Source organism: Arthrobacter sulfonylureivorans, assembly GCF_047607445.1.
In the GTDB taxonomy this organism is placed as follows: Bacteria; Actinomycetota; Actinomycetes; order Actinomycetales; family Micrococcaceae; genus Crystallibacter; species Crystallibacter sulfonylureivorans_A.
Window position 1 is genome coordinate 1 of record NZ_JBLKRT010000039.1, and the last position, 26537, is coordinate 26537.

A 26537-nucleotide genomic window follows, 5' to 3' on the forward strand; every position below is an offset into this window, starting at 1 on the left:
CTATCGGCCGCAGCAAGTTGTGCGCTGGCCTGTTTGGGATTTGCCATGACAGGGAAGGCCGCGCAGGTGCCGACCGGGGCTGGTTCCGCCGACCGGCCGGTTCTGATGCGCACTGATATACCGACCGATGCAGGCCTGGCCGCAGACGTCCATGAGCATGACATCTGGGGCGCGGCATCTGACGGTGCGGGGGCTAAAGTCGGACCCGCGGCGGCAACCGCCTGACGTTGAAAGCGCAATAGGGCTCGGCGATCAGCCACGGTGCTCAATGTTCACTCAACGATCCGCCACGGTGCCCCGATTCGATCAATCAAAGGCCGCAGCTATGCGGCCGAGATCCGCAACCGTGCCCGACGGTCCGCCCGAGGCTCCGCGATTCGCTGCGCGGACGGATTACCCTATCCGGCTACGTCTACAGGTGCCTGACGGCAGGCTTCGACGAAGGGTTCGAGCAAGGCGTGGAGTTGGCCGTCGGGTGAGCCGGGTTCTTCGGGATGCCATTGCACGGCGAGCAGCCAGCCCTCATCAGGGCGGGCTAGCTCCACGGCTTCAACCACGCCGTCGGCCGCGGTTGCCACGACGCGCAGCCGGTCCCCGAGTCGCCGGACCGCCTGATGGTGGCCGGACTGGACGGTGACCGTTCCTGTGCCGAGTGCTGCGCCCAGCAGGCTGTCGGGTGCGATTTGCACCGGATGACTGGCCATCGGCGGTTGTGGCTGGTGGATCTTGTGGATGGAATCCGCGCCGAGGTCTTCGAACAGCGAGCCGGCGAAGGCAACGTTGATGAGCTGGAGCCCGCGGCAAATTCCGAGCACGGGGCGTCCGTTTTCGATGGCCCCGTTGACGAGGTCGATCTCGGCTTCATCGGCTCCGGTGTCAACGCAGTGGACGGTGGGTTCGTCGGTATCCCCACCGTAGCGGGCTGGGTCCACGTCGCCGCCGCCGAGGACGACCACGCCGTCGTAATCCAAGGCGCTGAAGACGTGGCCGGACGCCGAGTCCAGGACGACGGGTTCCGCTCCTGCGGCGCGGAGGCCGTCGGCCGCCCGGCGGGCCAAATCCGCCAGCCTCTGCGAGAACCACGCCGGATGTGACGGCGCTCCCCGCACGAAGCTGACGGCGATCCGCGGGCGGGCACCGTCGCCGGCCGCGGATCGGGCACCGCCGTCGTTGGCGAAGGGATGGGCAGCGCCACCGGCCGCCGCGCTGGCAGCGCCGCCGTCACCCAAGGGGCAGGCACCGCCGTCGTGATTCACAGGACGAGTGCCACCGTCGCCCAATGGGCCGGCACCGCCGTCGTGATTCAGAAGGTGGGCGCCGTCGCCAGCCGCCGCGCTGGCAGCGCCGCCGTCGTCCACAGCGCGGGCACCGCCGTCGTCATCAACCGAGCGGGACACGGCGGTTAGGCGGGATAGAGCGGATTGTGGCCGGGGGTGACGCGTTCGGCTTCGCGCACGGGGCCGGGCGCGGTGCCGTCGCCGAACGGGCTGCCGCCGAGTGCTTCGCGGCCGTGCTCGGTCAGCCAGCCGGAGAGGTCCGGGCCTTGCGGGACGATCCCGGTGGGATTGATGTCCTCGTGCACGATGTAATAGTGCCGCTTGATCTGCACGAAGTCGGTGGTGTCGCCGAAGCCCGGAGTCTGGAACAGGTCGCGGGCATAGCCCCACAGGGCGGGCATCTCGCTCAGCTTGTTCCGGTTGCACTTGAAGTGCCCGTGGTAGACAGCGTCGAAGCGGGCCAGCGTGGTGAAAAGGCGGACGTCGGCTTCGGTAATGGTGTCGCCCATCAGGTAGCGCTGCTCGGTGAGGCGCTCCTCGAGCCAGTCCATCGCGGCCCAGAGCCTGTCATAGGCGGCGTTGTAGGCTTCCTGCGAACCGGCGAAGCCGCAGCGGTAAACGCCGTTGTTGACCTCGGTGTAGATCCGCTTGATGACCGACTGCATCTCCTCGAGCTTGTCGGCCGGGAGCAGATCCGGGGCGCCGTCGCGGTGGAATTCCTTCCACTCGGTGGAGAAGTCAAGGGTCATCTGCGGGTAGTCATTGGTGACGACGGCGCCGCTCGCCTCCTCAACCATGGCCGGCACGGTGATGCCGCGCGGATAGCCAGGGAAACGCTTGAAGTAGTTCTCCTGCAGGCGCTCGGTACCAAGCACCGGATCCCGGCCGTCGGGGTCCAGGTCGAAGGTCCAGGAGCGGGCGTCGTGGGTGGGACCGGGCAGGCCCAGCGAGATGGCACCTTCGAGCCCGAGCAGCCGGCGCACGATGATGGCGCGGTTGGCCCAGGGACAGGCGCGGGCGGCAACCAGGCGGTAGCGGCCGGCTTCCACAGGCCAGGCTTTGGCGCCGTCGCCGAGCCCGCCGTTCGGGTTGCCGATGGTGCCGCCGGTCGGGCCGTCGGAGGCACGGACGGCGTCGGGGTCGGCGACGATCCGGTCCTCGATGTAGTTGGTGTCCCGGGCGAAATCTTCGCCGCTGTGGACGTAGGCGCCTTTGGTGCTGAATTGTGCCGTATCGCTGGTGTGGCTCATGCTTCCACCATATCTGCGCGTTGGCTTCGGCGGGATGGGCGGCGTTCGTCAGCCACGCAGTTTGTGCAGCAGCAGCGCAACGTGCAGCGAGGTCCGCGACTCGGCGTCGTCGAGCGGGACGCCGAGCTTGTCCTGCAGTTGCGCCAGCTTGGCATAGAGGGTGGGACGGCTGAAGTAACCGTCGCGCGCAAGCTGGGCCTTGTTGCCTCCTGATTGGACGTAGCGCAGGAGCAGGTCAAGGGCCTCCGGATCCTGGCTGATGGGGGCAAGCTCAGCCTCCGCGAAGGCGGCCGCCCGCGGATCGTCGCGCAGCATGGAGAGCAGACCGCGCAGCCGGACATCGGCCGACCGGTAGAACCTCCGGCCGCCACCGGGCCCAGCCGTGGAACCGGTCCCCGCCATTGAACCGGACCCCGCCGCGGAACCGAGCCCTGCCGCGGATTCAGCCACATGCGCGGCTTCGTCCAGTCCGGCGGCGGCAGCCAGCAGGTCCGGCCGGCTGCGGCCGACGCCAACCGCCCAGTCGACGCTGGTCTGCTCGGCCAACTGCCCGCACAGCCGTTCCAGCACCGGGTCTTCCAGTTGCCGGGCGGGCACGGCCACCAGCACGCCCAGCGCGCCGGCCTGCAGGCTGGCGGCCAGGGCCGGCACCCGGGCGGCCGCCAGTACGCTGTGCAGCAAATCCAGCAGCGCCCGCTCGCGCCGCTGGACTTCAATCGGTTCTTCACCAGGCCGCCGATCCAGCCGGAACACCACCGGAAGGTACACGGGCGCGGCCGACAGGCCCAGGGCGGCCGCGCGGGCCAGGGCTTCGGATTCCTCCAGCGCCCCGGGCCGGCGGAGTTCGTGCAGCAAGCCGGCGCGCGCCTGATGACCGAGTTCGCGCTGGTCCCGTTCCGCCATCCGGTTGATGGTCAATGCCTGGCCGGCCCGCTCCAGGACCATGGCATCGTCGCCGTCGGCAGCAGCTGGACCGCTCGTTGGGCTACCTGCTGGCACTACCAGGCGGCCCCAGCGCTGGCCGCGCAGCCCGACCGGCGTCTGCAGCCAGCCCGCGTCCCCGGCCCGGGCCGTCTGCTCGCGGTAGTGCACCAGCCGGGATCGTTCGGCCCACCCAAGGAGCAGTTCCGACGCAGGCACACCGGCGGAGGCGAAAGCCAGCACCAGATGCGCCACGTCCTCGAGCACCACCGGCGACCCGATCAGCTCGGCAGCGCGCGCCACAATCTCCTCCGGCGGGGCGTTCTCCACGCTGAGCATGGTGAAGACCTCGTGCACCTGCCTGGACCGCTCCAGCTGCGCCAACTGCCCCGCGACCAGCATCCGGTGCACCACTTCGGTGACCTCGACAAAACGGATGCGGCGGGTCAGCAGGATGACCGGCAGCGTTGCTTCGCCTGCGGCCTGGCGCAGTGCCGCCTCTGCCTGCGGCCGCTGCGCGGTGATTTCGACGACGACGCCGGCGGCCCCTGCCGCCGCCAGCTCACCGAAGTACCGGGCTGCTTCGGCGGACGAGTCCTCGAAGGCCAGGCCTGTGGTGAGCACCAGTTCGCCGCCCTCCAGCAACCCGGCCAGGCTTTTCAGCTCGGCCACATGCACCCAGCGGACCGGCGAAGCGAGGACGCTGGATCCAGCCAGGACCTCTGGTGCCCCGGCACGCACCACCGCCAGATCCAGAACGTCCTTCACAGTCAGCATTGACACAGTGTAAGAGCAAAACATGCATTTCCGACAGGCTGTAAGTGGTGTGCGGCGACGGAGCGGCAGATAATGAAGCCAAGACATGCCGGAGCGGCACGACGCGCCTGCACGGACGCGCCCTGGCGGCCCGGCTTGGCCCGCGGAACTTCACCGAACTACACCAAGGAGCAGCATGCAGACCATCCAGCACTGGATCGACGGGAGCTACGCCAACCCTGACCCCGACAGCCGGCTCGGCGAGGTGACCAACCCGGCCACCGGCAAAGTCTCCTCCCGCGTGGCCCTGGCGAGCACCGCCGTCGTCGATCAGGCCGTGCAGGCAGCGGCGGCAGCCTTTCCGGCCTGGCGGGACACTTCGCTGGCCCGCCGCGTGCAGATTCTTTTCGCTTTCCGCGAGCTGCTGAATGCCCGCAAGGGCGAGCTGGCCGCGATCATCACGGCCGAGCACGGCAAGGTGCTGGATGACGCGCTCGGCGAAGTGGCCCGCGGGCAGGAAGTGGTGGAGTTCGCCTGCGGCATCCCGCATCTGCTCAAGGGCGGCTACACGGAGAACGCCTCCACCAAGGTGGACGTTCACTCCGTGCGGCAACCGGTGGGGCCGGCGGCGATCATCTCCCCGTTCAACTTCCCGGCGATGGTGCCCATGTGGTTCTTCCCGGTGGCCATCGCCGCCGGCAACACGGTGGTGCTCAAGCCGAGCGAGAAGGATCCGACGGCGGCCAACTGGATGGCCGAGCTGTGGAAGGAAGCCGGGCTGCCCGACGGCGTGTTCAACGTGGTGCACGGGGACAAGGAATCCGTGGACGCGCTGCTGGAGCACCCGGAGATCAAGTCCGTTTCCTTTGTCGGTTCGACGCCGATCGCCCGCTACGTTTACGAGCGCGGCACGGCCTCCGGCAAGCGGGTGCAGGCGCTGGGCGGGGCGAAAAACCACATGCTGGTGCTGCCGGACGCGGACCTGGACCTGGCCGCCGACGCCGCGGTTAACGCGGGCTATGGCGCCGCCGGCGAGCGCTGCATGGCGATATCCGCGGTCGTAGCGGTGGAGTCGGTCGCCGACGATCTGGTGGCCCGGATCGCCGAGCGCACTGCGAAGCTGCGCGTGGGCGACGGCATGCGCGGCACAGACATGGGCCCGCTGGTCACGGCAGCGCACCGGGACAAGGTGGCCGGCTACATCGCGGCGGGCGAGGACGCCGGCGCCGAACTGGTGCTGGACGGGCGCACGGTGGAACCGGACGCCGAGGGCGACGGCTTCTTCCTGGCCCCGACGCTGTTCGACCGGGTAACACCGGAGATGTCCATCTACACCGACGAGATCTTCGGGCCGGTCCTGTCCGTGGTGCGCGTGCCCAGCTACGACGAGGGGCTGGCGCTGATCAATGACAACCCGTACGGCAACGGCACGGCGATTTTCACCAACGACGGCGGCGCCGCCCGCCGCTTCGAGAACGAGGTGCAGGTGGGTATGGTGGGCATCAACGTCCCGATCCCGGTACCGATGGCGTACTACTCGTTCGGCGGCTGGAAGAACTCGCTGTTCGGCGACAGCCATGCACACGGTTCCGAGGGCGTGCACTTCTTCACCCGCGGCAAGGTGGTGACCACCCGCTGGCTGGACCCGAGCCACGGCGGCATCAACTTGGGATTCCCGCAGAATGATTGACCCGAATCTTGATCCCACGGGGCTGGCCTGCACCTGCCGCAGCCGCCCTGCCAACCCGACCATTCGCCGTCGTAGTTTGAGGAGAGACAGATGACCACCACCACCGGCACTGCGTTGAGCGCCGAGGAACTGGAAGCCGGCCGCCGCGCCTACCAACTGGACCGCGAGCATGTGTTCCATTCCTGGTCCGCGCAGGAACTGATCACCCCCATGGTGATTACCCGGGCGGAAGGCTCCTGGGTCTGGGACGGAGAAGGCAACAAGCTGCTGGACTTCTCCTCGCAGCTGGTCAACACGAACATCGGCCACCAGCATCCCAAGGTGGTGGCCGCGATCCAGCAGCAGGCCGGACTGCTCTGCACGGTGGCGCCGCAGCACGTGAACGCCGCACGCTCGGAAGCCGCTCGGCTGATCGCCGAGCTGACGCCCGGGGACCTGAACCGGATCTTCTTCACGAACGGCGGCGCCGAAGCCGTGGAGCATGCGGTACGGATGGCCCGGCTGCACACCGGCCGCTACAAGGTGCTCTCCGCCTACCGTTCCTACCATGGCGGCACGGCGCTGGCCGTGAACGTCACCGGCGACCCGCGGCGCGTGGCCAACGACTACGGGAACGCGGGAACGGTCCACTTCCACGCACCGTTCCTGTACCGCAGCCAGTTCCATGCCGCGGACGAAGCCCAGGAATGCCAGCGTGCGCTGGAGCATCTGGAGACCACCATCCAACTGGAGGGCGCCGACCGGTTTGCCGCGATCGTGCTGGAGTCCATCCCCGGCACCGCGGGCATCATGGTGCCGCCGCCGGGCTACCTGCAGGGTGTCCGCGAGCTGGCCACCAAATACGGCATCGTGTTCATCGCCGATGAAGTGATGGCCGGCTTCGGTCGCTCCGGCCGGTGGTTCGCGATTGACCATGCCGAAGTGGTTCCGGACCTGCTGACCTTCGCCAAGGGCGTGAACTCCGGGTACGTGCCGCTGGGCGGGGTGGCAATCTCCGAGGAGATTTACCAGACCTTCGCCCAGCGGGTCTATCCGGGCGGCCTGACCTACTCCGGACATCCGCTGGCCTGCGCCGCGGCGGTGGCCACGATCAACGCAATGCGCGAGGAGCAGATGGTGGAGCATGCCGCTTCGCTGGGTACCGAGGTCTTCGGTCCCGGGCTCGCGGAGCTGGCGGCGAAACATCCGTCGGTGGGTGAGGTGCGCGGCGTCGGAGCCTTCTGGGCGGTAGAGCTGGTGCGCAACCGGGCCACGCGCGAGCCACTGGCGCCGTACGGTTCCTCGAGCCCGGAAATGAACGAACTGATTGCGGCCTGCAAGTCCCGCGGGCTGTTGCCGTTCGCCAACTTCAACCGGATCCACGTGGTGCCGCCGCTGAACACCAGCGCGGAGGACGCCCGGACCGGTTTGGCCATCCTGGATGAGGTGCTGAAGCTCGCGGACGCGCACGTCGAGGGCTGACGCTGCGGCGCGCCCGCCGAGGAGCTGAAGCTGACGCACCCGGCGGGCAGAGGCTGAGGCTGCGGGAAGGCCGAGGGACGCCCGCCCGCAGCGTCAGCCTTGGTAGGTTGTTCAAAGCCACACACACCTACCGCAGGAGAGCCAGGCGCATGGGCATTCATTGGGACCGGCTGGACGAGCGGCTGCGTGCGCAGGTGGAGGCCAACACCGCTCAGTACGAGCGGGTACGCCCGGTCCTGGCAACCGTGACGTCGCAATTGCAGTCCGGCATCCGGGACATCTTCCGCACGGCCGAACTGACGCCGCTGTTCGTCACTGCCCGGACCAAGAGCGTGGAATCGTTCCGGGACAAGGCATCGCGGATGCTGCAGCCCGCGGAACCGGGCTGCGTACCGGCGCTGGAGTTCCCGGATCCCTTGCGCGAGATCCACGATCTGGTCGGTGTCCGGGTGATCGTGAGCCTGCCGCACGAGATCCGGCAGGCCGCAGCGTTGATCAAGCGCCAGCGCAGTGACTTCGACTGCCGTGCCGACCGTGAGAAGGACATCGGCTCGATCGAGTCGGGCACCTATGGCTACTCCAGCCGCCACCTGATCATGCGCACGCTGCAGAACAATACGGTGAAGGCCTACCAGCAGGCCCTCGGCGAACCGGCCCGCGCCACGGGCAGCTACCTGTTCGAAGTCCAGATCCGCACGATCCTGGCGCATGCGTGGTCCGAGCTGGAGCACGATATCCGCTTCAAGTCCTCCGATCCCCGGGCCTGGAGCCCTTACTTCGACCGCCAGTTCACTGCCACGGCGGCCATGCTGGAGGCGGTGGAGTCGGCCTTTGCCGAACTGCACGAGCGGTACGAGACCGTCACGGGCTACTGGGACGAAGAGGGCGAAGGCGCGGCACCGCTGACGCCCCGCCGGGTCCGCGAGGTCTGGCAGACCCTGCTGCCGCATGTGGACCGCAAGTCCGACGACGACTGGGGCTGGGCCGCGGAACTGCTGGCCGCGCACGGCCTGAAGACCACCACCGAGCTGGCCGCGTTGCTGAATCCGGAAACCATTACGGATGTCCGCGCGGCCCTGGAGCACCGCTACTCCCCCGGTCCGGACCGGCTGCTGGACGACCTGCTGCTCTGGCGCTTCGGCCGGCAGCATATCGAGCTCACCGCCGGTGAGGACATCCACCGGCGCGAGTCGCTGCAGCGCCGGTTCCGGCAGTTGGAGACGTACCGCTTGGGCCTCTAGGGACCCTGGCAGCACCTCGACACCTAGGCTTCGTGGCCGGGGTTCCCTACGCTTTGGTGAAACGTTGGACGATCCGCGGCGGGGCAGCTGCGGATCCGAGCAGGAGGTGCCATGTCCCCCACAAGCCAGAAGACGCGATCCAATCCAATCTCCGCTGCGATGCGGCCGGTCAACTCCCTAGTTGAACGGTTCATCCCCAGTGCGCTGGTCTTCGCGATCGTCCTGACGGTCGTCGTCGCCATCATGGCCTTGGTCCTCACCGGCGCGAACCCGGTGGAAGTGGTGCAGGGCTGGGGCGACGGGTTGTCCGGCCTGCTGTCCTTTATGACGCAGATGGCGCTGATCCTGCTGCTGGGGCACACTCTGGCGAACACCCGGCCGGTCCGCCGACTGCTCTCCTTCCTGGGCGGCGTGCCGCGGGGCCCGATCCAGGCCTATGTCTTCGTCTTCGTGGTGGCGGCCGTGGCGTCGCTGATCACGTGGGGCCTCGGCCTGGTGGTCGGCGCTTTGTTGGCCAAGGAGACTGCGGCCCAGTTGAAGGCCAAGGGCATCCGGCTGCACTTCCCGATGCTGGTGGCCGCTGCCTTCTCCGGCTTCGTGGTCTGGCACATGGGTTACTCGGGTTCCGGGCCGTTGACCGCCGCCACGGAGGGTTCTTTCCTGGCCGAACAGCTCGGCCGGACCATCCCGGTCAGCGAAACCACGTTCTCGCTGTGGAACATCCTGGCTGCCATCGCCACCGTGATCGTGGTGGGTGCCGCGCTGTCCTTGGTGGCCCCGCGCGGCGATGACAAAATCGTGGAACTGGAAATCGATGCCCGCGACGGCGAGGCGGACTACGACGACGACGTGGTCACCCCGGCCGACCGGCTCGATGCCAGCCGTGTCCTGACCCTGCTGGTTGGGCTGGCATTGGTGGCCTATTTGGCCATCCACTTTGGCAGCGGCGGCACGCTGACCCTGGACATTGTCAACTGGTCTTTCCTGGCCTTGATTTTCCTGCTGGTCCGCAACCCGTTCGAACTGATCGCACTGATCAAGAACGCGGCGTCCAACGTGGGCGACATCCTGCTCCAGTTCCCGCTCTATGCCGGGATCATGGGGATCATGACCGCCACCGGCCTGATTACCGTGCTGTCGGACTTCTTTGTGAACATTTCTACCCCGCAGACCTTCGGGGTGCTGGCGCTGCTCTCTGCCGGGCTGGTCAACTTCTTCGTGCCGTCAGGCGGCGGACAGTTCGCGGTCCAGGGCCCCATTATGCTCGACGCCGCGACACGGCTGGACGTGGACCCCGCCGTCGCCATCATGGCCGTGTCCTACGGCGACCAGTGGACCAACATGATCCAGCCGTTCTGGGCGCTGCCGCTGCTGGCCATCGCCGGACTGAAAATGCGCGACATCCTCGGCTACACGATGGTCACACTGATCGCCTCCGGCCTGGTCTTCGCCGCGACCATGCTGATCGTCGGCGCCGGTTAGCCGTCTGAAGACAGCTGGCCGGCGAAGGCGAAGCGGTCACGGCCCACCAGCAATCCGGTGGCTGCCTGCAGGACGGCGATGATGCACAGCAAGGTCAGGGAGGCCGCCCAGGCCCCGGATGCCGCGAAGAGTCCGCCGAAGAGCGGCGGACCTGCCGCTGCGAGCAGATAACCGATCGACTGGGCCATTCCGGAGAGCGCGCTGGCTTCGCGGTGCGTACGGGTGCGCAGGCCGAAGAGCGAGAGTGCGGTGACCAGCGAGCTGCCGCAGCCGAAGCCCGCCACCAGCACCCAGAACAGCATGATCTGGGGCATCAGGAGAATGCCGAGCACCCCGGCCAGCACCAGCAGTGGCGGCCCCGCGGCAGCCAGCCGCTGTGTGGGCCCGCGCAGGACCACCGGCGTCAGCAGGCTGGACACCACACCGATCAGTTGGAACATCATCAGGTCCCAGCCGGACGCCAGTCCGCTGCGGCCGTGGAAGCGTTCCAGCGTGGGCAGCCAGGTGATGAGGATGTAGAAGATCATCGACTGCAAGCCCATATACAGCGTCACCTGCCAGGCGATGCCGGACTTCCAGACCGAGCCCCTGACCAGGGCCGGCGCGGCCGCCGCTTCCCGGGCTTGGTCGGGAAGTTGGCCGCCGCGGCGCAGCCGGGGCAGCCAGAGCAGCACGGCCGGCACCGCCAGCACCACGAAGGCGGTCAGGGCGAAGCGCCAGCCGGCCGGTTCGCCGCCGATCGGAACCAGCGAGAGCGGCACGGCCAGTCCGGCGCCCAGCGAGGCACAGCCGCCGAGCACGGCGGAATAGCCTCCGGTGAGCGAGGCCATCCGTTCGGGGAAATCGCGCTTGAGCAGCGCCGGCAGCATCACGTTGCACACCGCGATGGCGGAGCCGATCAGCAGCGTGCCGATCCACAGATTCGCCAGGGGGCCGGGGATTGGCCGCAGCAACGTGCCGGCGACCAGCAGCAGCAGGGCACCGAAAACGGTGCGTTCGACGCCGAACTTCTCGCTCAGGCCGTGCGCCAGCGGGGAAACTGCACCGAAAGCCAGCAGCGGCACCGCGGCCAGCACGCCCAGCGCGGCGACACCGAGCCCGGTCTCCGCGCCGATCTGGTCCAGCAGCGGACCCACGCTGGTCAGCACCGGGCGGAGGTTGGCGGCCACCACCAGGATGCCGGCAATCAGCACCCCGGCCGACAGCGCCCGGCTGGTTCCGCGGGTTTCCCGCACGGCCACTCCCTTCCACAATAGGTAGTCTCAGGCAACTGTATGCGACAGATCACAGAAAGGGGCACCCGGTCCGCGCAGGAACTGAACGTTCCGCGCGGCGGGTGCCCCTCCGCCGTCGTACTGGAGTGGAGGCCAGCAGTGGAGGCCAGACTGTTACTTGGCGGCGTCCGCCGCGTCAGCCGCCTTGCCGAGCATCGGCAGGAAGGTGTCCAGCGCCCAGGGCAGGCTCAACGGCGATGCCGCGGAAATGGACAGCGTCAGGGTGTTGTCCGAGTCCGCCACCAGGGCATCGTTCTTGATCGCGGGGATCTGGCCCAGCAGCGGATCGGTAGTGATCTGCTGCGCGGTCTTGTCATCCGGGACCCAGGTCACGAACACGTCGGATTCCAGCTCGTTGGCCTTCTCCGCGGACCACGGAATGAAGAACTCGGAGGAGTCCTTGGTGGCATCAGTGACCACGTCCGCCTGCACCATGCCGATGCTGCTGAGGAACTTCGGCCGGTTGTCGTTGGCGGTGTAAACGTTCACGCCGTCGCCCTTGGCGGGCTCCAAGTTGCCGTAAATAAAGGTCTTGCCGGCCAGCTGCGGGTACTCGGAGGCCTTGGCCACAATGGTCTGCTCGGTCTCCGCCACCAGATCCTCGGCCTGCTGGCTCCGGCCCAGCGCCTGGCCGATCATCCTCGTGGAGTCCTGCCAGTCGGTGCCGTACGGGGTCTCCGGGTAGGCAATAACCGGAGCGATCTTGCTCAGCGTGTCATAGTCCTCCTGGGTCAGGCCGGAATAGGCGGCCAGGATGACGTCCGGGGCCAGTTCGGCGACCTCGTCGAAAGCGATGCCGTCCACCTCGGAGTACTGCACGGGCGCATTTTCAGTGCCGATCGCGGCACCGAGCTCCTCCAGCTTGGCGTCCCGCCAAGGCGTGGAGCCGTTCTCATTGCCACCCCAGTCCTCCTTCGGCATCCCGACCGGCACCACACCCAGCGCCAGTGCCACGTCGGAATTCACCCAGGACACGGTGGCCACGCGCTCGGGCTGCTCTTCGATCACCGTCTCCCCGAACGCATGTTCAACGGTGACCGGGAACTGGTCCGTCGCTGCGGCTGACTGGCCGCCTTCGGAACCTCCGCCGGCCGGGCCGGTGGAGCAGGCGGTCAGGGACAACAGGACGACGGCGGCGGCAGCAACCAGACCGCGCATGCGTGAAACGCCCAACGTGGGGCCTCCTCGAATCAAAGGGAACGAACAGAAGTAAGGGTAGCCTATGCTCAGTTAGAATAAGCAACTACTTTGTGGCGTATTTCGCCGACGGCGCTTCGCCCCGCGGTTCGGCGGTTCACGCGGACGGATTCGCCGCAGCGCGGGAGCCGGTCCATGGCCGCCGGAAACTCTGGCCTGCACGGCACCGGCCCGCACACCCTGCCCAGCCCGGCTGGTCCGTGCAGAAGGAGTCGGACCAAAACCGTTGACAAAGTCCGCGGCCCCCTGTGTCATAAGTGAAACTCGTTCATTTCCGGCCGACACCGGGGACACAGGAGCGGCCATGGCGGCAGGTTGGATTTTCCACTCCGGCAGGATCTTCGATGGCCTGCGCCTGCATCCTTCAGCCACGGCCGTCGCCGTCCGGGACGGCCTGGTCACCGCGGTGGGGACCGATGCCGAAGTCCGGGCGGCCGCGGGACTGCACGCCACGGCGGTCGACCTGAACGGCCGCCTGCTGGCACCAGGCTTCACTGATGCCCACGTGCACGCGGTGATGGCCGGGCTGGAGCGGCTGGGCTGCGACCTGTCCCAGTGCGTCGGAGCCGATGCGGTGCTGGCCCAGATCGCCACCTCGGCATCCGCCGCATCAGGCGCCTCCGCCGCTGGCAGTGGCTGGATCACCGGTGGCGGCTGGCACAAGGCGGACTTCCCGGGCGGCTACCCCACCCGCCAGGTGCTGGACGCGGTGGTTCCGGACCGCCCGGCCTATCTGGTCAATGCGGACCACCACAGCGCGTGGGTCAACAGCAAGGCCTTGGAACTAGCCGGTATCGATGCTTCGACCCCCGACCCGGCGGACGGGCTGCTGGAGCGCGAGGCCGACGGCTTCCCGAGCGGAACGCTGCACGAGGGCGCCATGGACCTGGTGAACCGGGCCATCCCGCGCGCCAGCGTGGAGGACATGCGGGCCGGCCTGTTGGAAGCCCAGCGCTACCTGCACTCGGTGGGCGTGACCGGCTGGCAGGAGGCGATCCTGGGCGACTACGCCGGTTATCCCGAGGCCAGCGCCGCCTACCGGAGGCTGCTGGACCAGGGCCTGCTCACCGGCCGAGCCGCGGGAGCACTCTGGGTGCCGCGGTCCACCACGGTGGAATCAGTCCTGGACCTGGTGGCTGAGTTCATCACGCGCCGCGAGCAGAACGCAGCCGCCGGCTTCCGCACCACCAGCGCCAAAATCATGGTGGACGGCGTGCCGGAGAACCGGACCGCGGCAATGCTCGAGCCCTACCTGACTTCCTGCGCGTGTGAGGGCATGGCGGGGCACGACGGCGGTGCCTCCGCCGGCGCGGACCGCCCCTTGGGTGGGGGTCCTGGCGATGGCGACCGGCACGGTTCGCCCGCCGGCCGGGGGCTGACCTACCTGTCCAAGGAGGTGCTGCGGGCAGTGACGGCGGCACTGGACGCGGCCGGATTCGACCTGCATCTCCACGTGATCGGCGACCGCGCGGTCCGCGACGGGCTGGACGCCGTCGCGCACGCCCGCCGTGCCAACGGCCGTGGCGCCGGGCGCCACCACATGGCGCACCTGCAGATCATCCACCCTGCCGACGTGCCCCGCTTTGGCGAGCTGGACGTCACCGCGAACCTGCAGGCGCTCTGGGCCTGTAATGACGCACAAATGCGCGAGTTGACCGTGCCGTTGATCGGCGCGGAGCGCGCCGGCTGGCAGTACCCTTTCCGTTCACTGGCGGCTTCCGGCGCCCGTTTGGCGATGGGCTCGGACTGGCCCGTCTCCTCACCGGATCCGTGGCAGGCCATCCACGTGGCAGTCAACCGCAGCCACCCCGACGACGGCTCGGACAGCCCGCTGCTGCCGGACGAGGCGCTGACCCTGGAGGCGGCGCTGGCCGCCTACACGTCCGGCTCGGCCTGGCTGAACCGCCATGACGGCGGCGGCCGGATCGGTCCCGGAGCGCCAGCCGACCTGGTGGTGCTGGACATCAATCCGTTCAGCCTGCCGGCGGCGGAGCTGCACACCGTCGGCACGGACCTGACGTTCGTGGCCGGCGAACCGGTGTTCGAGCGGCAGGCGGTGCGGGCATGAAAACGTTCTATGACCGGGCAGAAGAAGAAGTCCCGGCCTCCCGGATCGACGCGGCGCTGGCCGGGGCATCGCCCACGCCGTACTGGTTGGACGATCCTTTCCGCCCGGAGGCGCTGCCGCCGCTGCGGGGTTCGGCCACCGCGGACCTGGCGGTGGTCGGCGGCGGCTACACCGGATTGTGGACCGCACTGTTGGCCAAGGAACGCGACCCCGACCGTTCGGTGCTGCTGCTGGAGGGCAACCGGATCGGCTGGGCCGCCTCCGGCCGCAACGGCGGATTCTGCGAGGCCAGCCTGACCCACGGCAGCGCGAACGGGCAAAAACACCTCCCCGAGGAAACCGACCTGCTGGGCAAGCTGGGTCTGCAGAACCTGGACGAGATTGAAAACACCTTGGCCCGGTACGGAATCGATGCCGGTTTCGAGCGGACCGGGACACTCTCGGTGGCCACCGAAGAACACCACGTCGCCTGGCTTCAGGAGGAAGCCGCCGAAGACCCGGCCTTGGAGTTCCTGGACCGATCCGCGGTGCAGCGGGCGGTCGCCTCATCGGCCTACCGTGCCGGCCTGCGCGACCGGCAGGGGACGGCGATGGTGCATCCGGCCAAACTGGCCTGGGGGCTGCGCGACGCCTGCCTGAGCGCCGGCGTCGAAATCCATGAACACACTCCGGTGCATTCGGTGGCAGGGCGGGCCGGCGTGCTGGCGCTGCGCACCGACTTTGGCTCCGTGGCCGCGGGCCGGGTGGCCTTGGCGACCAACGCCTTCCCGTCGCTGCTGGCGCGCACCCGGCTGCACACCGTCCCGGTGTACGACTACGCCCTGATGACCGAGCCGCTGACCGGCGCGCAGCGGGAAGCCCTCGGCTGGGCGGAACGGTTCGGCATCTCGGACAATGACAACCGGTTCCACTACTACCGGCTGACCACCGACGCGCAGGGGCAGGACCGGATGCTGTTCGGCGGGTATGACGCGGTCTACCATTACGGCCGGTCGCTGAAGCACAGCCACGACCAGCGCCCGGAAACGTTCCGCCGGCTCGCCGCCCATTTCTACGCCACCTTCCCGCAGTTGGCCGACGTCCGGTTCAGCCATGCCTGGGGCGGCGCCATTGACACCTGCAGCCGGTTCTTTTCGTTCTTCGAGAGCGCGTACGGCGGCCGGGTGGCCTACTGTGCCGGCTTCACCGGCCTGGGCGTTGGAGCCTCGCGCTTCGGCGCCAACGTGATGCTGGATTTGCTCTCCGGCGAGCCGACCGAGCGCACCCGGCTGCAGCTGGTGCGGAAGAAGCCGCTGCCGTTCCCGCCCGAGCCGCTCGCCTGGCTGGGCGTCAAGCTCACCACCGCCGCGATGGTCCGCGCAGACCGCAACCAGGGACGCCGCGGCCCGTGGCTGAAAGCCATGGATGCGGCCGGCATGGGCTTCGACTCGTAGTCCGCTAGTCTGCGCCGATCGCCGCAGCGTCCACGGGCACGGTGTGCGGGTCGGCGGGCGCTTCGCGCTTGCGCAGCAGCAGCATGCCGGCAGCCACCAGGCTGCAGGCGGCCGCCGCCCAGAACGGGGCGGAGACGTTGCCGAACCACTCGGCCACGTGCCCCACCAGGATGGCCGACGCGGCTCCGCCGAGCCAGCGCAGAAAGTTGTAGCCGGCACTGTTTACCGCCCGCGGACCGGAACCGGCGCTCATCGCGCTGCCGGTGAAGAGCGTATTCAGCACCCCGGAAACAATGCCGGAGACCACCACGCCGGCCACCACCACGGACTTGATGCCGGTGGACATGGCCAGCAGGATCACCGCATAGAGCACGACGGCGGCGATGGCGCCACCGCGCTCCCCCAGCCACCCGGCGACCTTAGGTGCCAGCACCACGCCGGACACGGCCACGCACAGGCCCCAGCCGAAGAACACAAAGCCAATGAACAGGGCACCCTCGTCCAGCACGAACGGGGCCCAGGCGATGATCGCGAAGAAGGCGGCGGTGTAGAAGGCCGATCCGATCGAGGTGAGCAGCAGGTTGCGGTTGCGCAGCGCCAGCAGCGGGTCCACCATGCGTACCGGCTGCCGGTGGGACTTGTCCTTGTCCTTCTGCAGCATGCTGACGCAGAGGATGGCGCCGACGGCCATCAGGATGGCGGTTCCCGCGAACGGCCCGCGCCAGGTGATGCTGCCCAGCACGGCGCCGAGCAGCGGGCCGATCGCCAGCCCGACTCCCAAGGCGGCTTCGTAGAGCAGGATGGCTCCCTGCTGCCCGCCGGCGGCCGCTCCGACAATCACGGAGAGCGCGGTGGCGATGAAGAAGGCGTTGCCCAGGCCCCAGAGCGCGCGGAGCCAGACCAGCGTCTCGATGTCGCCGGCCGCCGCGCAGAATCCGGCCGCGATCACGATCAGCACCAGTCCGGCGACCAGGGTCCGTTTGGCGCCGAACCGGTAGGACATCATGCCGGTGAGCAGCATGGCCACCACCTGCACACCGAGGTAGGACCCGAAGAGCAGCGTGGTTTGGGAAGGCTCGGCCCCCAAGGACTCGGTGAGCACGTTGAGGATGGGATCCACCAGGCCGATCCCCATGAAGGCGATGACCGCGGCGAAGGCAGTCACCCAGACGGATTTCGGCTGGCCCTTGAGCGCGTCGGCCAGTTTGGCGTGCTGTTGCGGTGCCGCAACGTTGGACATGGTTACTCTCCTAATTCTTCAGCCGGCAGCGCGTTTGCTGCTTCCACCGCCAGCAGCCTGGACATCGCCGGTGCGGCCGCCTCCAGCAGGGTCCGGTCTTCGGGTCCGAGGTCTGCCAGCAGGCGGGCGAATTCGCGGTCCCGTTCGGCGGCGAGCGCAGCAATCTGCGAGCGCCCGTCGGAGGTCAGGTCCACCAGGACACGGCGCCGGTCATTCGGGTCGGCCTGCCGCTCCACCAGACCGATCCGGACCAGCCCTGCCACCACACTGGTAGCGGTCGGCATCTTTACGCCTTCCAGCGCGGCCAGCTCGCCCATCCGCAGTTTTCCTTTATCCATCAGCGTGGTGAGCACCGAGGACTGCGCTGCCGTCACGTCCCAGCCCGGACTGCGCCGGCGGACCATCTGGTAGATCCGGGTCAGCAACGGCCTCAGTTGCCGGGACAACTCAAGTTGTTCATCCTGCATACTTAGATGGTCTAACTATTAGCTCTCTGAAGCAAGTTGATCCCCGCCCTGGATCGCAGGGACTGGTGTGTCCGCCCGCTCGGGGCGCCGTCCGCCGGTAGGCTGGCTCGAATTGCCCCGCGGCAAGCCGAACAAGGCGCTCCGTAACTCCAGCCGGCAAGAAAGAGCACCGGAACCTCACGTTCCAACACGCGGGAACGTCTGCAGAGGAGAGAATGGAAGCGGACGAAGGAGCGCCATGACCCGCGTGCACACCCTCATCAATACCCCGCTCGGAGAACTGACGGCCGTCGCCGAGGACGGTTCGCTGACCGCGCTCTACTTCCCCAGCCACAAGCGGATGCCGGACGCGGCGACGTTCGGCGAGCGCACCGCCGTCGGCTTCGAAGCGGTCTCCGAACAGCTGGCGGAGTATTTCGCCGGCCAGCGCCGTGACTTCGACCTCCCGCTGGCGCCGAAAGGCGATCCCTTCAAGCTGAGCGTGTGGGCGCTGCTGCGGGAGATCCCGTACGGGCAGACCCGTTCCTACGGGCAGTTGGCCGCAGCTTTGGGCGATGTCCATTTGGCCCAGGCAGTGGGCCACGCCAACGGCAAGAACCCGATCTCCATCGTGGTGCCGTGCCACCGGGTGGTGGGCGCGGACGGCTCGTTGGTGGGCTATGCCGGCGGACTGGACCGCAAGCGGTTCCTGCTGGAGCTGGAGGAGCCGGCCGAGGTGAAAGCCGGGAAACTTTTCTGATGCTACCGGGTGTGCGGATGAAGCCCTTCGAGCAGCTGGTCGCCGACCACGGACCCACCGTGCTGCGTGTCTGCCGCGCGGTGCTGGGTCCCGGACCGGATGCCGACGATGCATGGTCCGAGACCTTTCTCTCCGCACTCAAGGCCTATCCTGAGCTGCCCTGGGACGCGAACCACGAGGCCTGGCTGGTGACCATCGCCCACCGCAAGGCCATCGACGTGGTCCGGCGGCGGTCCCGGACCCCGGTCCCCACCGATCAGCTGCCCGAATCCCCGTCGTTGCTGGGCATTCCCGGCAACGACGACGACGAACTGCGCCAGGCCGTCGCGGCCCTGCCGCTGCGGCAGCGCGAAGCCGTCGCGCTGCATTATCTGGCCGGGCTGCCGTACGCCGAAGCGGCCGAGCTGACCGGTTCCACCACGGCTGCGGTCCGCCGCGCGGCCGCCGACGGCATGGCAAAACTGCGGGCCTTCTATCGGCGTGGCCAGCAGCCCGTCGCGGATGTTGCCGCACCCGATGCAAGCGAAGGAGCAATCCGATGACTGCCGAAAACCCCACAGCCCAGAACACGGGTGCCGGACCCGAACTGGACCTGCTGACCCGCCTAGACCCGGAGCAGCTGGAGCGGCTGCATCACCGGCTGGAGCAGGAGGCAGCGGCTGCCGGCATCCTCGATCTGGCCTACAACACCACCGACTCGCCGGTCGGGACGCTGCTGCTGGTCGCCACGGACCAGGGCCTGGTCCGTGTGGCCTTTGCCAGTGAGCACCACGAACATGTGCTCGCCGGCCTGGCGGAAACGGTCAGCCCCCGCATCCTGCGTTCTCCCGTCCGGCTGGAGTCGGCGGTCCGGCAGTTGGACGAATACTTCGCGGGCCGACGGCGCGTCTTCGACCTGCCGCTGGACCGGCGGCTGTCCAAAGGGTTCCGCGCGGAGGTGCTCCAGCACCTGCCCGCAATCCCCTACGGCCGCACCGAGAGCTACGCTCAGGTGGCCGCCGCCGTCGGGAATCCCAAGGCCGTGCGCGCCGTGGGCAGCGCCTGCGCCACCAACCCGCTGCCCGTCGTCGTACCCTGCCACCGGGTGCTGCGCTCGGACGGCGCCTTCGGCGGCTATCTGGGCGGACCGGAAGCCAAGGCCTACCTGCTGGGGCTGGAGGCCGCGGCATGAGCACCCTGTTCGGTGACGCTCCGGCCGGCCCGCGCGAGATCGCGCCCGGCGCGGTGCACGTGCCGGGCTGGCTGACCGTGGAGCAGCAGCGCGAACTGGTCGAAGCCTGCCGCGAATTCGGCCGCGGGCCGGTCCCCTACCGCGCCGCGAAACTGCCGGGCGGCCACGAGATGAGCGTGCGGACCCTTTGCCTGGGCTGGCACTGGGCCCCCTACCAATACACCCGCACGGCCGACGACGTGAACGGCCAACGCGTACTGGACTTCCCCGGCTGGCTGGCCGACTGGGGCCGGCGGGCACTCGCGGAGGCGTACCAGGACCCATCCGCGGGCCGGGACTACGAGCCGGACACTGCGCTGATCAACTTCTACGACGACACCGCCAAGATGGGCATGCACCAGGACAAGGACGAACAGTCGGGCGCCCCGGTGGTCTCGCTCAGCATCGGCGACGACTGCCTGTTCCGCTTCGGCAACACCGAGACCCGGACCAAGCCCTACACCGATATCCGGCTGCGCTCCGGGGACCTGTTTGTCTTCGGCGGACCGGCCCGGTTCGCCTACCATGGCGTGCCCCGGATCTACCCGGCCACCGCCGACCCCGCCTGCGGCTTGACCGGAGGCCGGCTGAACCTGACCATGCGGGTCACCGGTCTGGGTTGAACGGCCTTCACCTTGTCCACAGGACCCTATCCACAGTACCGGAGCAGGACGGGACAACCCACGGCACGCTAGGAGAGAATCGATCCATGGAGAAAACCGCTTCCGGCGTCGTGCTCTGCGACGACGGCCTGGCCCGGCCGGCCTGGGCTGCCACGGATCCGCTGCTGCGCGAGTACTACGACACCGAATGGGGCATGCCGGTCCGCGGCGAACAGGGCGTCTATGAGCGCATCACGCTGGAGGGTTTCCAAGCCGGGCTGTCCTGGGCCACCATCCTGCGCAAGCGCCCGGCCTTTCGGAAAGCCTTCCACGGTTTCCAGGTGGACACCGTCGCCGCGTATACCGAGGACGACGTCGAACGACTGATGCAGGACGCCGGCATTGTGCGCAACCGCGCCAAGATCCGGGCCGCCATCACCAACGCCAACGCCACCATCGCGCTGCGGGCCGAAGGCGGTTTGAGCGACTTCGTCTGGTCCTTCCAGCCGGACAGCACGCCGTCGCCGCGCCACATTGGGGACGTGCCGACCACCTCGCCGGAATCCGTCGCGCTGTCCAAGGCACTGCGCAAACGAGGCTTCGCGTTCGTCGGGCCCACCACCATGTTCGCCCTGATGGAAGCCATTGGCCTGATCGACACCCACCTGGTGGACAGCCACCGCCGCGGTTCCTCCGGCGTGTGGAACTAAAGGCACCTCTTTCACAATCACTTCACGCATCCGCCGGCACGCTGAGATGCGTGCCACAATAAGGTCCACCCGCTGGCTACGCGGCGCCCGGAACGCCTGGGCGCTGGCCAGACACTGCAAGCGTTATCCGGTAAGGAGACCACGTTGACAATTCTTGTTGCCTACGCCCCGCGCCCCGAAGGCCGCGCTGCCCTGAGCAAGGGAATCCAGATGGCCACCCAGAACAACGAGAAGCTGGTGGTGGTCAACGCCAGCCCCGGCGGTGCGCAGAAGGACGAGTCGTTCGCGGACTCCCGCGACGCGGCATGGGTCCAGCATGAACTGCACAGTTCCGGCCTGGACACGGAATTCAAGCAGTTTGTCCGCGGCAAGGACGCCGTGGAGGAGATTGTGGATCTGGTCGAAGAACTCTCGGTCTCGCTGCTGGTCATCGGTCTGCGCAGGCGCTCGCCGGTGGGCAAGCTGATTCTGGGCAGCACCGCCCAGGAGATCCTGCTGACCGTCGATTGCCCGGTCCTGGCGGTCAAGGCCCGCTGATCCATGCAGGTCGACCTGCCGCTGGCTCCGCCGTTCGACGCTCCCGCCGCGCTGGCAGCACTGGCTGCCCACGCGGTCCCCGGCCTCGAGCGGGTTGACCCAGCGGCCGGCACCTGCACCCGCCTCTTTATGACCGGCACCGGGCCGGTGCCGGTCACCGCCACCCTGCTGCCGGACTCCGTCAGCCTGGACATCGGCACCGAGTCCCCGGCCGCCGTGGCGGACATAACGACGGCGGTGCACGGCTGGCTTGATCTGGAATTGGAACCGGAGCGGATGGCGGCGATGTTGGGCAACGACGCCGTGGTCGGCCCGCTGATTGCCGCCCGCCCCGGGCTGCGGATCCTCGGGTACCCGGACGGTTTTGAAGGTGCCGTCTGCACCGTGGTCGGCCAGCAGGTCTCGCTGGCCGCAGCCCGCACTTTCACTGGCCGTCTGGTATCCGCTTTCGGCTCCCCCGCCGCAGACCTCACCTTGTTCCCGTCCGCCGAGAAGCTGGCAGCGGCGGGACCGGAGGCCATCCGCCAGGCCGCAGGCCTGACCAATGCCCGGGCGCGCACCGTTCATGCCTTGGCCGAAGCTTGTGCTGCCGGATTGCGCATCGCCCCTGACACCGACCATGCCGAGGTCCGCCGCCGCCTGCTGGCACTGCCCGGGATCGGCCCGTGGACGGTCGAATATCTGGCCATGCGCGCCCTGCACGACCGCGACGCCTACCCAGAGGGCGACCTGGTGCTGCAACGGGCCCTCGAGGTGACGACCGCCAAACAAGCCCGCGAACTCGGTCAAGCGTGGGCTCCGGTCCGCGCCTATGCGGTCTTCCACCTCTGGACCGCCTCGGCCTACCTGCCCTAGGCAGTCCGGCACCCGCGCGGCGACCGCGTCGGGCCAGCTCCCTCTGAGCAGTCTGGGGCCCGCGTTCCGTCAGCCCTTTCCGCGGCCGGCGGCACCTGCCCGTTCAATCCGTTCCAGCAATTCCGCCGGCAGCTCGAGATGGGGCACCCGCAGGTTGGAGCGGAGATGTGCCGGCTTCACCGTGCCGATCACGGCGCTGGAGACACCGGGGTGGTTCAGCGCGAAGGCCAGCGCAATCTCGCTGGCGGCGAAGCCGTCGACGTCGTTGATAAACCGGTATTTGCGTCCCTGGATGAACTTGTGGCGGTGGTTTTTGAGCGCCCGCAGCAGGTACCAGACGTCGCTGGGTGAGCCGATTTTGAAGATGTCCCGCGAGTACAGGGTTTGCGCGAGCGGCGACTTGAGCTTGACGCCCACGCCCGCTTCGTGCGCCTCGGAGATCACTGCCTCCAGCGAGCGGTCGACGATGTTGTATTCCACCATCAGCGCGTCGAAGATGCCCAGCTTGAGCGCTTTCTTGGCTCCGCCGTGGCCGGTAGAGACGCCGAGCGCGCCGATCGTCCCCTGCTCCTTGAGCTTCAACGCGACGTCGATAGCGGGTTCGGCCGGGTGCGGGAAGCCGTGGAAATGCAGCAGCGGCAGGTGGTCGATCTGCAGCCGGCGCAGGCTGGCATGCACGCTGTCCTCAATGGCCCGGGGCGAGTAATCCTTCACATTGCGGTTGTTGATCCAGTGCGATCCCGCTTTCGTGGAGATGACCAGGTTGTCTGTCCGGCCCTTGAGGATGCGGCCCAACCGGGCTTCGGCATTCCCGCGGCTGTAGTTGGGACCGGTGTCGAAAACGGTGATGCCGCCTTCGAGGGCCTGGTCGACCAGCTGCGCTGCCTGCCGTTCCGGGAAGGCCTTCATGCCCCAGTATCCGCCGGCTCCAAAACTAAGTTCGGAGACCTGCAAGCCGGACCGTCCAAGCGAGCGTCGTTTCACCGTGCCCCTTTCTGCGGCCGCTGGCGGCCGGATCTAACTATTCACCCCAGACTACCGGGCATGGCGGAGGGAGGTTCGACTGTGGAGGTACGACCTGTGCAGGAGAGCGCGGCTAGCAGCGGGGTTCAGCGGACGACGCCGGTGCGGTTCCCGTAGGCCCGCAGCGCGAAGCCGAGCGCCGAGCAGAGCAGGTAGCCGGCGCCGACCAGCAGCCAGCCGGTGTGGAAGTTGCCGGTGGCCTCCAACAGCAGGCCCATCAGCAGCGGTCCGGCGGCAAAACCGGCATACATCCCCATCGACACGATGCCGGACGCCGCGCCGACCCGCTGGGCCGGAACCACGCGCATCACGCCCGCCATCACCACCACATTGGCGCCCAGCACAGTGGCGCCGTGCAGGATCACGCCCAGCCAGAGCAAGACCGGCATATCGAGCGTCCCGGCTGCAAGGAAAGCAGCGGAGCCGGCGAGCGCGCCGAACCCGAGCAGGATCAGCAAGGTGGAGGCCCGCACGCCCTTGGCCATCCGCCGTCCCCACAGCACACGGGAGGTCACGCCCACGACGCCCGACACACCGGCTGCCACGCCGCCCATAACCAGGCTGAACCCGAGTTCCCGCACGGTGAACAGCGGCAGGTAGACGTTAGTGGCCTGCATGCCCAGGCCGGCGAGCAGGGAGTAGCCGGCGAACAACCAGACCGAGAGTGGGAACCGGGTCTGGGCACCGGCACTCTGCGGCGTTGCGGCTTGGGATGAGGCGGACTCCTCGCGAGGTGTAGCGGGCTTCGGCGAGCTGGCGGACGGCGCGGGCACCGCCGTCGTGATGGGGTTTTCCGGAAGTTTGCGCAGGCCGTAGAGCAGCAGTCCGACGGCGACGACGGCGGCCAGCGCGGTGGCGCCCTGCCAGCCGGCCCAGAGGGCGACGACCGGGAAGAACAGGCCGGCGAAGAGCTGGCTGCCCTGGACGCCGGACTGCTTCACGCCGATCCAGCCGGGCCGCTTGGGTGCGGGGACCTGCGAGATGATGATGCGGTTGGTGGTCGGGTTGGAGATGGCTTGCGCGGGGCCGGCCAGCAGCGCGGCGATGACCAGGACCAGATAGCTGTGGGCCAGCGCTGCGACCACCAGGGCCACCGCCGTGCCGGCAAAGATCAGCACCAGCTGGGCCCGGTTGGAGATCCTGTCGCTGAGTTTCCCCAGCCACATGCTGCTCACCGCGGCGCTGGCGAAAATGGCCGTGGCCAGCAGGCCGAACTGGCCTTCGCTGATGCCCAGGTCCTCGATGACCAGCGGGCTGACGGTGCTTAGGCCGTAGTTGAGCAACGGGCCCACGCCCATGGCGCATGTCAGGACAAAAAGCAGCGCGCCACTGGGCTGTTTGGACATGCTGCACTCCTCGCTGCCCGATCGGGCTCCGTCCAGCAGGCTACTCCCAGTGCCCGCGTTCCCGGCGGCAGGTTGCGCAGCGGTCCGGATCGCTCCGTAACAATGGAGAGTTAGCTCACCTTTCCCGGCGCGCCGGCGCTGGTGTCAGGCTCGCTTCAGGCAGACTTCGGGCTCGCCTGAAGCCGCGTCAGCCACGCAGGAACCGCGCCGCAGGCAGCCTCAGGCTCGACGGAGCCCCGCCTCAGGCCCGCAGGAGCTTGCCTCAGGGCGTTAGGCGACGGGGTGGGCAACGCGGGGGCTCGGCCAGTGGCGCTATTTCTTGCCCTTCTGGGTATCCGCGTGGGCGTCCACGAACGCGCGCCGCGGATGCCGGGTGGCCCCCATTGAGGTGATGTCGCGGTCCCCGAGGACCAGCGAGCTCCAGCCGGCAAGCAGGCGCCATTTGTGGATCCAGGTGGGCAGGGCCAGGCCGTGGTAGCCCATCGCCGCGTACCAGGCCGGTTTTCCCTTGACTTCGTAGCCCAGGATTTTGGCCGCGCCGCGGCCGACGCCGTAGGTCGCCACCGTTCCCAGCGTCTTGTGCCGGTACTCCGCCGGCCCCTGGCCCTGTACCGCGTTGACCACATTCTGGGCCAGCACCTTGGCTTGGCGGACGGCGTGCTGGGCGTTCGGCGGGCAGTAGGCGGGCTGCTGTTCCGCGGCCAAGTCGGGAACTTGGGCGCAGTCGCCGGCGGCCCAGGCGCCGTGCACCACCTGGCCGGAGTCGTCGATGACCTGCAGCCGGGCGTTCGCGTTCACATGCCCCTTCGGGCCGCGCGGCACATTGGTGTCGTCGAGCACCGGGTTGGGTTTCATGCCCGCGGTCCAGATAATCAGTCCTGCAGGGATGCGTTCGCCGGTGCTCAGTTCCGCGACCGAGCCCTCGCAGGACGGCATGGTGGTCTTCAACCGCACGTCGATGCCGCGCTCGCGCAGATGCCCCAATGTCCACTGGGACAAATTCGGCCCCACTTCGGGAGCGACCCGGTCCAGTGCTTCGATCAGCACCCAGCGCAGTTGGGAGCGGTCCAGCTCCGGGTGGGCGTCGACGGCGAGTTTGGACAGATCACTCAGTTCGGTCAGGGCCTCCACGCCGGTGTAGCCGCCGCCGACCACCACGAAGGTGAGGGCCTTGGCCCGCTCCTCCGGGTCGCTGGTGCCGGCGGCCAGCGCCACGTTGTCCAGCACCTTGTCCCGGCAGTAAATGGCCTCTTCCACCGTCTTGAAGCCGATGCCGTGTTCTTCCAGCCCCGGGGTGGGGAACGTCCTGGTCACCGCGCCGACAGCGAACACCACCTGGTCATAGTCCAGCGAGAGATCGCCCCCGCCGATTTCACGCAGCTGGGCCTTTTTGGCCTGCACGTCCAGCGAGACAAGTTTGCCGCGCACAATATCAACGTCCTTGAGCGCGCTGCGCAGGTTGACCGTAACGATCCGCGGTTCGATCTCTCCGCCGCCTACTTCGGGCAGCAGCGGCTGGTACGTCATGTAGGAGTTCGGTTCTACTACGGTGATCCGTGCCGCATCCGGCCCCAGCCGTTTGCGGATCCCCCAGGCCGTGTACAGGCCGACGTAGCCGCCGCCCAAAATGAGTATGTGAGGCGTCGCAGAAGTGGACATAGTCCAGGCTCCCTCCCTGTTGTAGACAGTGATTCAGTGGTCCTGGTGCATCCTTCGCCGGCTGCCTTCCGGCCCGGCCTGCCGCCACCCTAGCACCGG

The 26537-nt window shown here is 68.3% G+C and carries 24 protein-coding genes; 14 read left to right on the forward strand and 10 right to left on the reverse strand.

What is annotated here, in order from left to right; genetic code table 11:
- Positions 1 to 225 (forward strand): hypothetical protein (locus ACMX2H_RS16310; RefSeq protein WP_414961949.1); only part of this gene is annotated, 225 nt, incomplete at its 5' end.
- Positions 226 to 398: 173 nt separating this feature from the next.
- On the opposite strand, the gene ACMX2H_RS16315 is transcribed toward ACMX2H_RS16310, so the two are convergent.
- Genes ACMX2H_RS16315 through ACMX2H_RS16325 form a run of 3 tightly spaced genes read right to left on the reverse strand, consistent with a single transcriptional unit; the run spans position 399 to position 4225 of the window.
- A complete protein-coding gene (locus ACMX2H_RS16315; protein WP_414961951.1) occupies positions 399 to 1397 on the reverse strand; it encodes a gamma-glutamyl-gamma-aminobutyrate hydrolase family protein in 999 nt (332 codons plus the stop codon).
- A 5-nt stretch (positions 1398 to 1402) separates the two neighbouring features.
- Positions 1403 to 2527 (reverse strand): glutathione S-transferase family protein, encoded by a 1125-nt coding sequence (locus ACMX2H_RS16320; RefSeq protein ID WP_414961953.1) that lies wholly within the window; start codon positions 2525 to 2527, stop codon positions 1403 to 1405.
- Between the two features lie 48 nt (positions 2528 to 2575).
- A complete protein-coding gene (locus ACMX2H_RS16325; protein WP_414961955.1) occupies positions 2576 to 4225 on the reverse strand; it encodes a PucR family transcriptional regulator in 1650 nt (549 codons plus the stop codon).
- A gap of 175 nt (positions 4226 to 4400) precedes the next feature.
- On the opposite strand from ACMX2H_RS16325, the gene ACMX2H_RS16330 reads away from it, so the two are divergent.
- The 4 genes from ACMX2H_RS16330 (at position 4401) to ACMX2H_RS16345 (ending at position 10078) form a co-directional block, all read left to right on the forward strand.
- Positions 4401 to 5894: a CoA-acylating methylmalonate-semialdehyde dehydrogenase gene (locus ACMX2H_RS16330; protein ID WP_414961957.1), complete on the forward strand. Its 1494-nt coding sequence runs from the start codon at positions 4401 to 4403 to the stop codon at positions 5892 to 5894.
- A 90-nt stretch (positions 5895 to 5984) separates the two neighbouring features.
- On the forward strand, positions 5985 to 7355 hold the full coding sequence (locus ACMX2H_RS16335; protein ID WP_414961959.1) for an aspartate aminotransferase family protein: 1371 nt from the start codon (positions 5985 to 5987) through the stop codon (positions 7353 to 7355).
- 149 nt (positions 7356 to 7504) lie between these two features.
- Positions 7505 to 8596, forward strand: a complete 1092-nt coding sequence (locus ACMX2H_RS16340) for a GTP pyrophosphokinase (protein ID WP_414961961.1) — start codon at positions 7505 to 7507, stop codon at positions 8594 to 8596.
- Positions 8597 to 8707: 111 nt separating this feature from the next.
- Positions 8708 to 10078, forward strand: coding sequence for a short-chain fatty acid transporter (locus ACMX2H_RS16345; protein WP_414961963.1), 1371 nt, complete (start codon positions 8708 to 8710; stop codon positions 10076 to 10078).
- Here the strand turns inward: ACMX2H_RS16345 and ACMX2H_RS16350 are convergent.
- Together ACMX2H_RS16350 and ACMX2H_RS16355 are read right to left on the reverse strand one after the other, a co-directional pair.
- Positions 10075 to 11313: an MFS transporter gene (locus ACMX2H_RS16350; protein ID WP_414961965.1), complete on the reverse strand. Its 1239-nt coding sequence runs from the start codon at positions 11311 to 11313 to the stop codon at positions 10075 to 10077. The two genes, ACMX2H_RS16345 and ACMX2H_RS16350, sit on opposite strands and share 4 nt — an antisense overlap.
- Before the next feature lie 153 nt (positions 11314 to 11466).
- On the reverse strand, positions 11467 to 12510 hold the full coding sequence (locus ACMX2H_RS16355; protein WP_414961986.1) for an iron-siderophore ABC transporter substrate-binding protein: 1044 nt from the start codon (positions 12508 to 12510) through the stop codon (positions 11467 to 11469).
- Between the two features lie 343 nt (positions 12511 to 12853).
- Here ACMX2H_RS16355 and ACMX2H_RS16360 point away from each other — a divergent pair, with 343 nt between their 5' ends.
- Both ACMX2H_RS16360 and ACMX2H_RS16365 read left to right on the forward strand, forming a co-directional pair.
- Positions 12854 to 14617: an amidohydrolase gene (locus ACMX2H_RS16360; RefSeq protein WP_414961966.1), complete on the forward strand. Its 1764-nt coding sequence runs from the start codon at positions 12854 to 12856 to the stop codon at positions 14615 to 14617.
- Positions 14614 to 16050 carry an NAD(P)/FAD-dependent oxidoreductase gene (locus ACMX2H_RS16365; RefSeq protein ID WP_414961968.1) on the forward strand — a complete coding sequence of 479 codons (1437 nt, stop codon included), beginning with the start codon at positions 14614 to 14616 and terminating at the stop codon, positions 16048 to 16050. Before ACMX2H_RS16360 ends, ACMX2H_RS16365 begins: the two co-directional genes overlap by 4 nt.
- 4 nt (positions 16051 to 16054) lie before the next feature.
- Here ACMX2H_RS16365 and ACMX2H_RS16370 read toward each other — a convergent pair whose 3' ends face one another.
- Both ACMX2H_RS16370 and ACMX2H_RS16375 read right to left on the reverse strand, forming a co-directional pair.
- A complete protein-coding gene (locus tag ACMX2H_RS16370; protein ID WP_414961970.1) occupies positions 16055 to 17290 on the reverse strand; it encodes an MFS transporter in 1236 nt (411 codons plus the stop codon).
- Between the two features lie 2 nt (positions 17291 to 17292).
- A complete protein-coding gene (locus ACMX2H_RS16375) occupies positions 17293 to 17757 on the reverse strand; it encodes a MarR family winged helix-turn-helix transcriptional regulator (RefSeq protein WP_136786384.1) in 465 nt (154 codons plus the stop codon).
- A gap of 238 nt (positions 17758 to 17995) precedes the next feature.
- Between ACMX2H_RS16375 and ACMX2H_RS16380 the strand changes: the two genes are divergently transcribed.
- The 7 genes from ACMX2H_RS16380 to ACMX2H_RS16410 all read left to right on the forward strand — a co-directional run bounded on the left by ACMX2H_RS16380 (position 17996) and on the right by ACMX2H_RS16410 (position 22410).
- Positions 17996 to 18496: a methylated-DNA--[protein]-cysteine S-methyltransferase gene (locus ACMX2H_RS16380; protein ID WP_414961972.1), complete on the forward strand. Its 501-nt coding sequence runs from the start codon at positions 17996 to 17998 to the stop codon at positions 18494 to 18496.
- A 17-nt stretch (positions 18497 to 18513) separates the two neighbouring features.
- Positions 18514 to 19038: an RNA polymerase sigma factor gene (locus ACMX2H_RS16385; RefSeq protein ID WP_414961988.1), complete on the forward strand. Its 525-nt coding sequence runs from the start codon at positions 18514 to 18516 to the stop codon at positions 19036 to 19038.
- The gene (locus ACMX2H_RS16390) at positions 19035 to 19667 is read left to right on the forward strand and encodes a methylated-DNA--[protein]-cysteine S-methyltransferase (RefSeq protein WP_414961974.1); all 633 of its coding nucleotides are present in this window, start codon (positions 19035 to 19037) and stop codon (positions 19665 to 19667) included. The genes ACMX2H_RS16385 and ACMX2H_RS16390 overlap by 4 nt, the downstream gene beginning before the upstream one ends.
- On the forward strand, positions 19664 to 20329 hold the full coding sequence (locus ACMX2H_RS16395) for an alpha-ketoglutarate-dependent dioxygenase AlkB family protein (protein ID WP_414961976.1): 666 nt from the start codon (positions 19664 to 19666) through the stop codon (positions 20327 to 20329). Before ACMX2H_RS16390 ends, ACMX2H_RS16395 begins: the two co-directional genes overlap by 4 nt.
- A gap of 86 nt (positions 20330 to 20415) precedes the next feature.
- Positions 20416 to 21018 (forward strand): DNA-3-methyladenine glycosylase I, encoded by a 603-nt coding sequence (locus ACMX2H_RS16400; protein ID WP_414961977.1) that lies wholly within the window; start codon positions 20416 to 20418, stop codon positions 21016 to 21018.
- Between the two features lie 144 nt (positions 21019 to 21162).
- Positions 21163 to 21555: a universal stress protein gene (locus ACMX2H_RS16405; RefSeq protein WP_136786378.1), complete on the forward strand. Its 393-nt coding sequence runs from the start codon at positions 21163 to 21165 to the stop codon at positions 21553 to 21555.
- Between the two features lie 3 nt (positions 21556 to 21558).
- A complete protein-coding gene (locus ACMX2H_RS16410) occupies positions 21559 to 22410 on the forward strand; it encodes a DNA-3-methyladenine glycosylase family protein (protein WP_414961979.1) in 852 nt (283 codons plus the stop codon).
- Between the two features lie 69 nt (positions 22411 to 22479).
- On the opposite strand, the gene ACMX2H_RS16415 is transcribed toward ACMX2H_RS16410, so the two are convergent.
- The 3 genes from ACMX2H_RS16415 to ACMX2H_RS16425 form a co-directional block, all read right to left on the reverse strand.
- The gene (locus ACMX2H_RS16415) at positions 22480 to 23394 is read right to left on the reverse strand and encodes an aldo/keto reductase (RefSeq protein WP_414961981.1); all 915 of its coding nucleotides are present in this window, start codon (positions 23392 to 23394) and stop codon (positions 22480 to 22482) included.
- A 125-nt stretch (positions 23395 to 23519) separates the two neighbouring features.
- Positions 23520 to 24779, reverse strand: coding sequence for an MFS transporter (locus ACMX2H_RS16420; protein WP_414961983.1), 1260 nt, complete (start codon positions 24777 to 24779; stop codon positions 23520 to 23522).
- A gap of 312 nt (positions 24780 to 25091) precedes the next feature.
- Complete coding sequence (locus ACMX2H_RS16425; RefSeq protein WP_414961985.1) at positions 25092 to 26438, reverse strand: NAD(P)/FAD-dependent oxidoreductase; 1347 nt, start codon at positions 26436 to 26438, stop codon at positions 25092 to 25094.
- Positions 26439 to 26537: the final 99 nt, after the last annotated feature.

Excerpts from the sequence above, each read along its gene's own strand:
- ACMX2H_RS16410 (WP_414961979.1), top strand. The coding sequence starts at position 21,559 with ATGCAGGTCGACCTGCCGCTGGCTCCGCCGTTCGACGCTCCCGCCGCG.
- ACMX2H_RS16400 (WP_414961977.1), top strand. The coding sequence starts at position 20,416 with ATGGAGAAAACCGCTTCCGGCGTCGTGCTCTGCGACGACGGCCTGGCC.
- ACMX2H_RS16390 (WP_414961974.1), top strand. The coding sequence starts at position 19,035 with ATGACTGCCGAAAACCCCACAGCCCAGAACACGGGTGCCGGACCCGAA.
- ACMX2H_RS16340 (WP_414961961.1), top strand. The coding sequence starts at position 7,505 with ATGGGCATTCATTGGGACCGGCTGGACGAGCGGCTGCGTGCGCAGGTG.
- ACMX2H_RS16345 (WP_414961963.1), top strand. The coding sequence starts at position 8,708 with ATGTCCCCCACAAGCCAGAAGACGCGATCCAATCCAATCTCCGCTGCG.
- ACMX2H_RS16385 (WP_414961988.1), top strand. The coding sequence starts at position 18,514 with ATGAAGCCCTTCGAGCAGCTGGTCGCCGACCACGGACCCACCGTGCTG.
- ACMX2H_RS16325 (WP_414961955.1), bottom strand. The coding sequence starts at position 4,225 with ATGCTGACTGTGAAGGACGTTCTGGATCTGGCGGTGGTGCGTGCCGGG.
- ACMX2H_RS16425 (WP_414961985.1), bottom strand. The coding sequence starts at position 26,438 with ATGTCCACTTCTGCGACGCCTCACATACTCATTTTGGGCGGCGGCTAC.
- ACMX2H_RS16320 (WP_414961953.1), bottom strand. The coding sequence starts at position 2,527 with ATGAGCCACACCAGCGATACGGCACAATTCAGCACCAAAGGCGCCTAC.
- ACMX2H_RS16375 (WP_136786384.1), bottom strand. The coding sequence starts at position 17,757 with ATGCAGGATGAACAACTTGAGTTGTCCCGGCAACTGAGGCCGTTGCTG.
- ACMX2H_RS16420 (WP_414961983.1), bottom strand. The coding sequence starts at position 24,779 with ATGTCCAAACAGCCCAGTGGCGCGCTGCTTTTTGTCCTGACATGCGCC.
- ACMX2H_RS16365 (WP_414961968.1), top strand. The coding sequence starts at position 14,614 with ATGAAAACGTTCTATGACCGGGCAGAAGAAGAAGTCCCGGCCTCCCGG.
- ACMX2H_RS16355 (WP_414961986.1), bottom strand. The coding sequence starts at position 12,510 with ATGCGCGGTCTGGTTGCTGCCGCCGCCGTCGTCCTGTTGTCCCTGACC.
- ACMX2H_RS16335 (WP_414961959.1), top strand. The coding sequence starts at position 5,985 with ATGACCACCACCACCGGCACTGCGTTGAGCGCCGAGGAACTGGAAGCC.
- ACMX2H_RS16370 (WP_414961970.1), bottom strand. The coding sequence starts at position 17,290 with ATGTCCAACGTTGCGGCACCGCAACAGCACGCCAAACTGGCCGACGCG.
- ACMX2H_RS16395 (WP_414961976.1), top strand. The coding sequence starts at position 19,664 with ATGAGCACCCTGTTCGGTGACGCTCCGGCCGGCCCGCGCGAGATCGCG.
- ACMX2H_RS16380 (WP_414961972.1), top strand. The coding sequence starts at position 17,996 with ATGACCCGCGTGCACACCCTCATCAATACCCCGCTCGGAGAACTGACG.
- ACMX2H_RS16330 (WP_414961957.1), top strand. The coding sequence starts at position 4,401 with ATGCAGACCATCCAGCACTGGATCGACGGGAGCTACGCCAACCCTGAC.
- ACMX2H_RS16360 (WP_414961966.1), top strand. The coding sequence starts at position 12,854 with ATGGCGGCAGGTTGGATTTTCCACTCCGGCAGGATCTTCGATGGCCTG.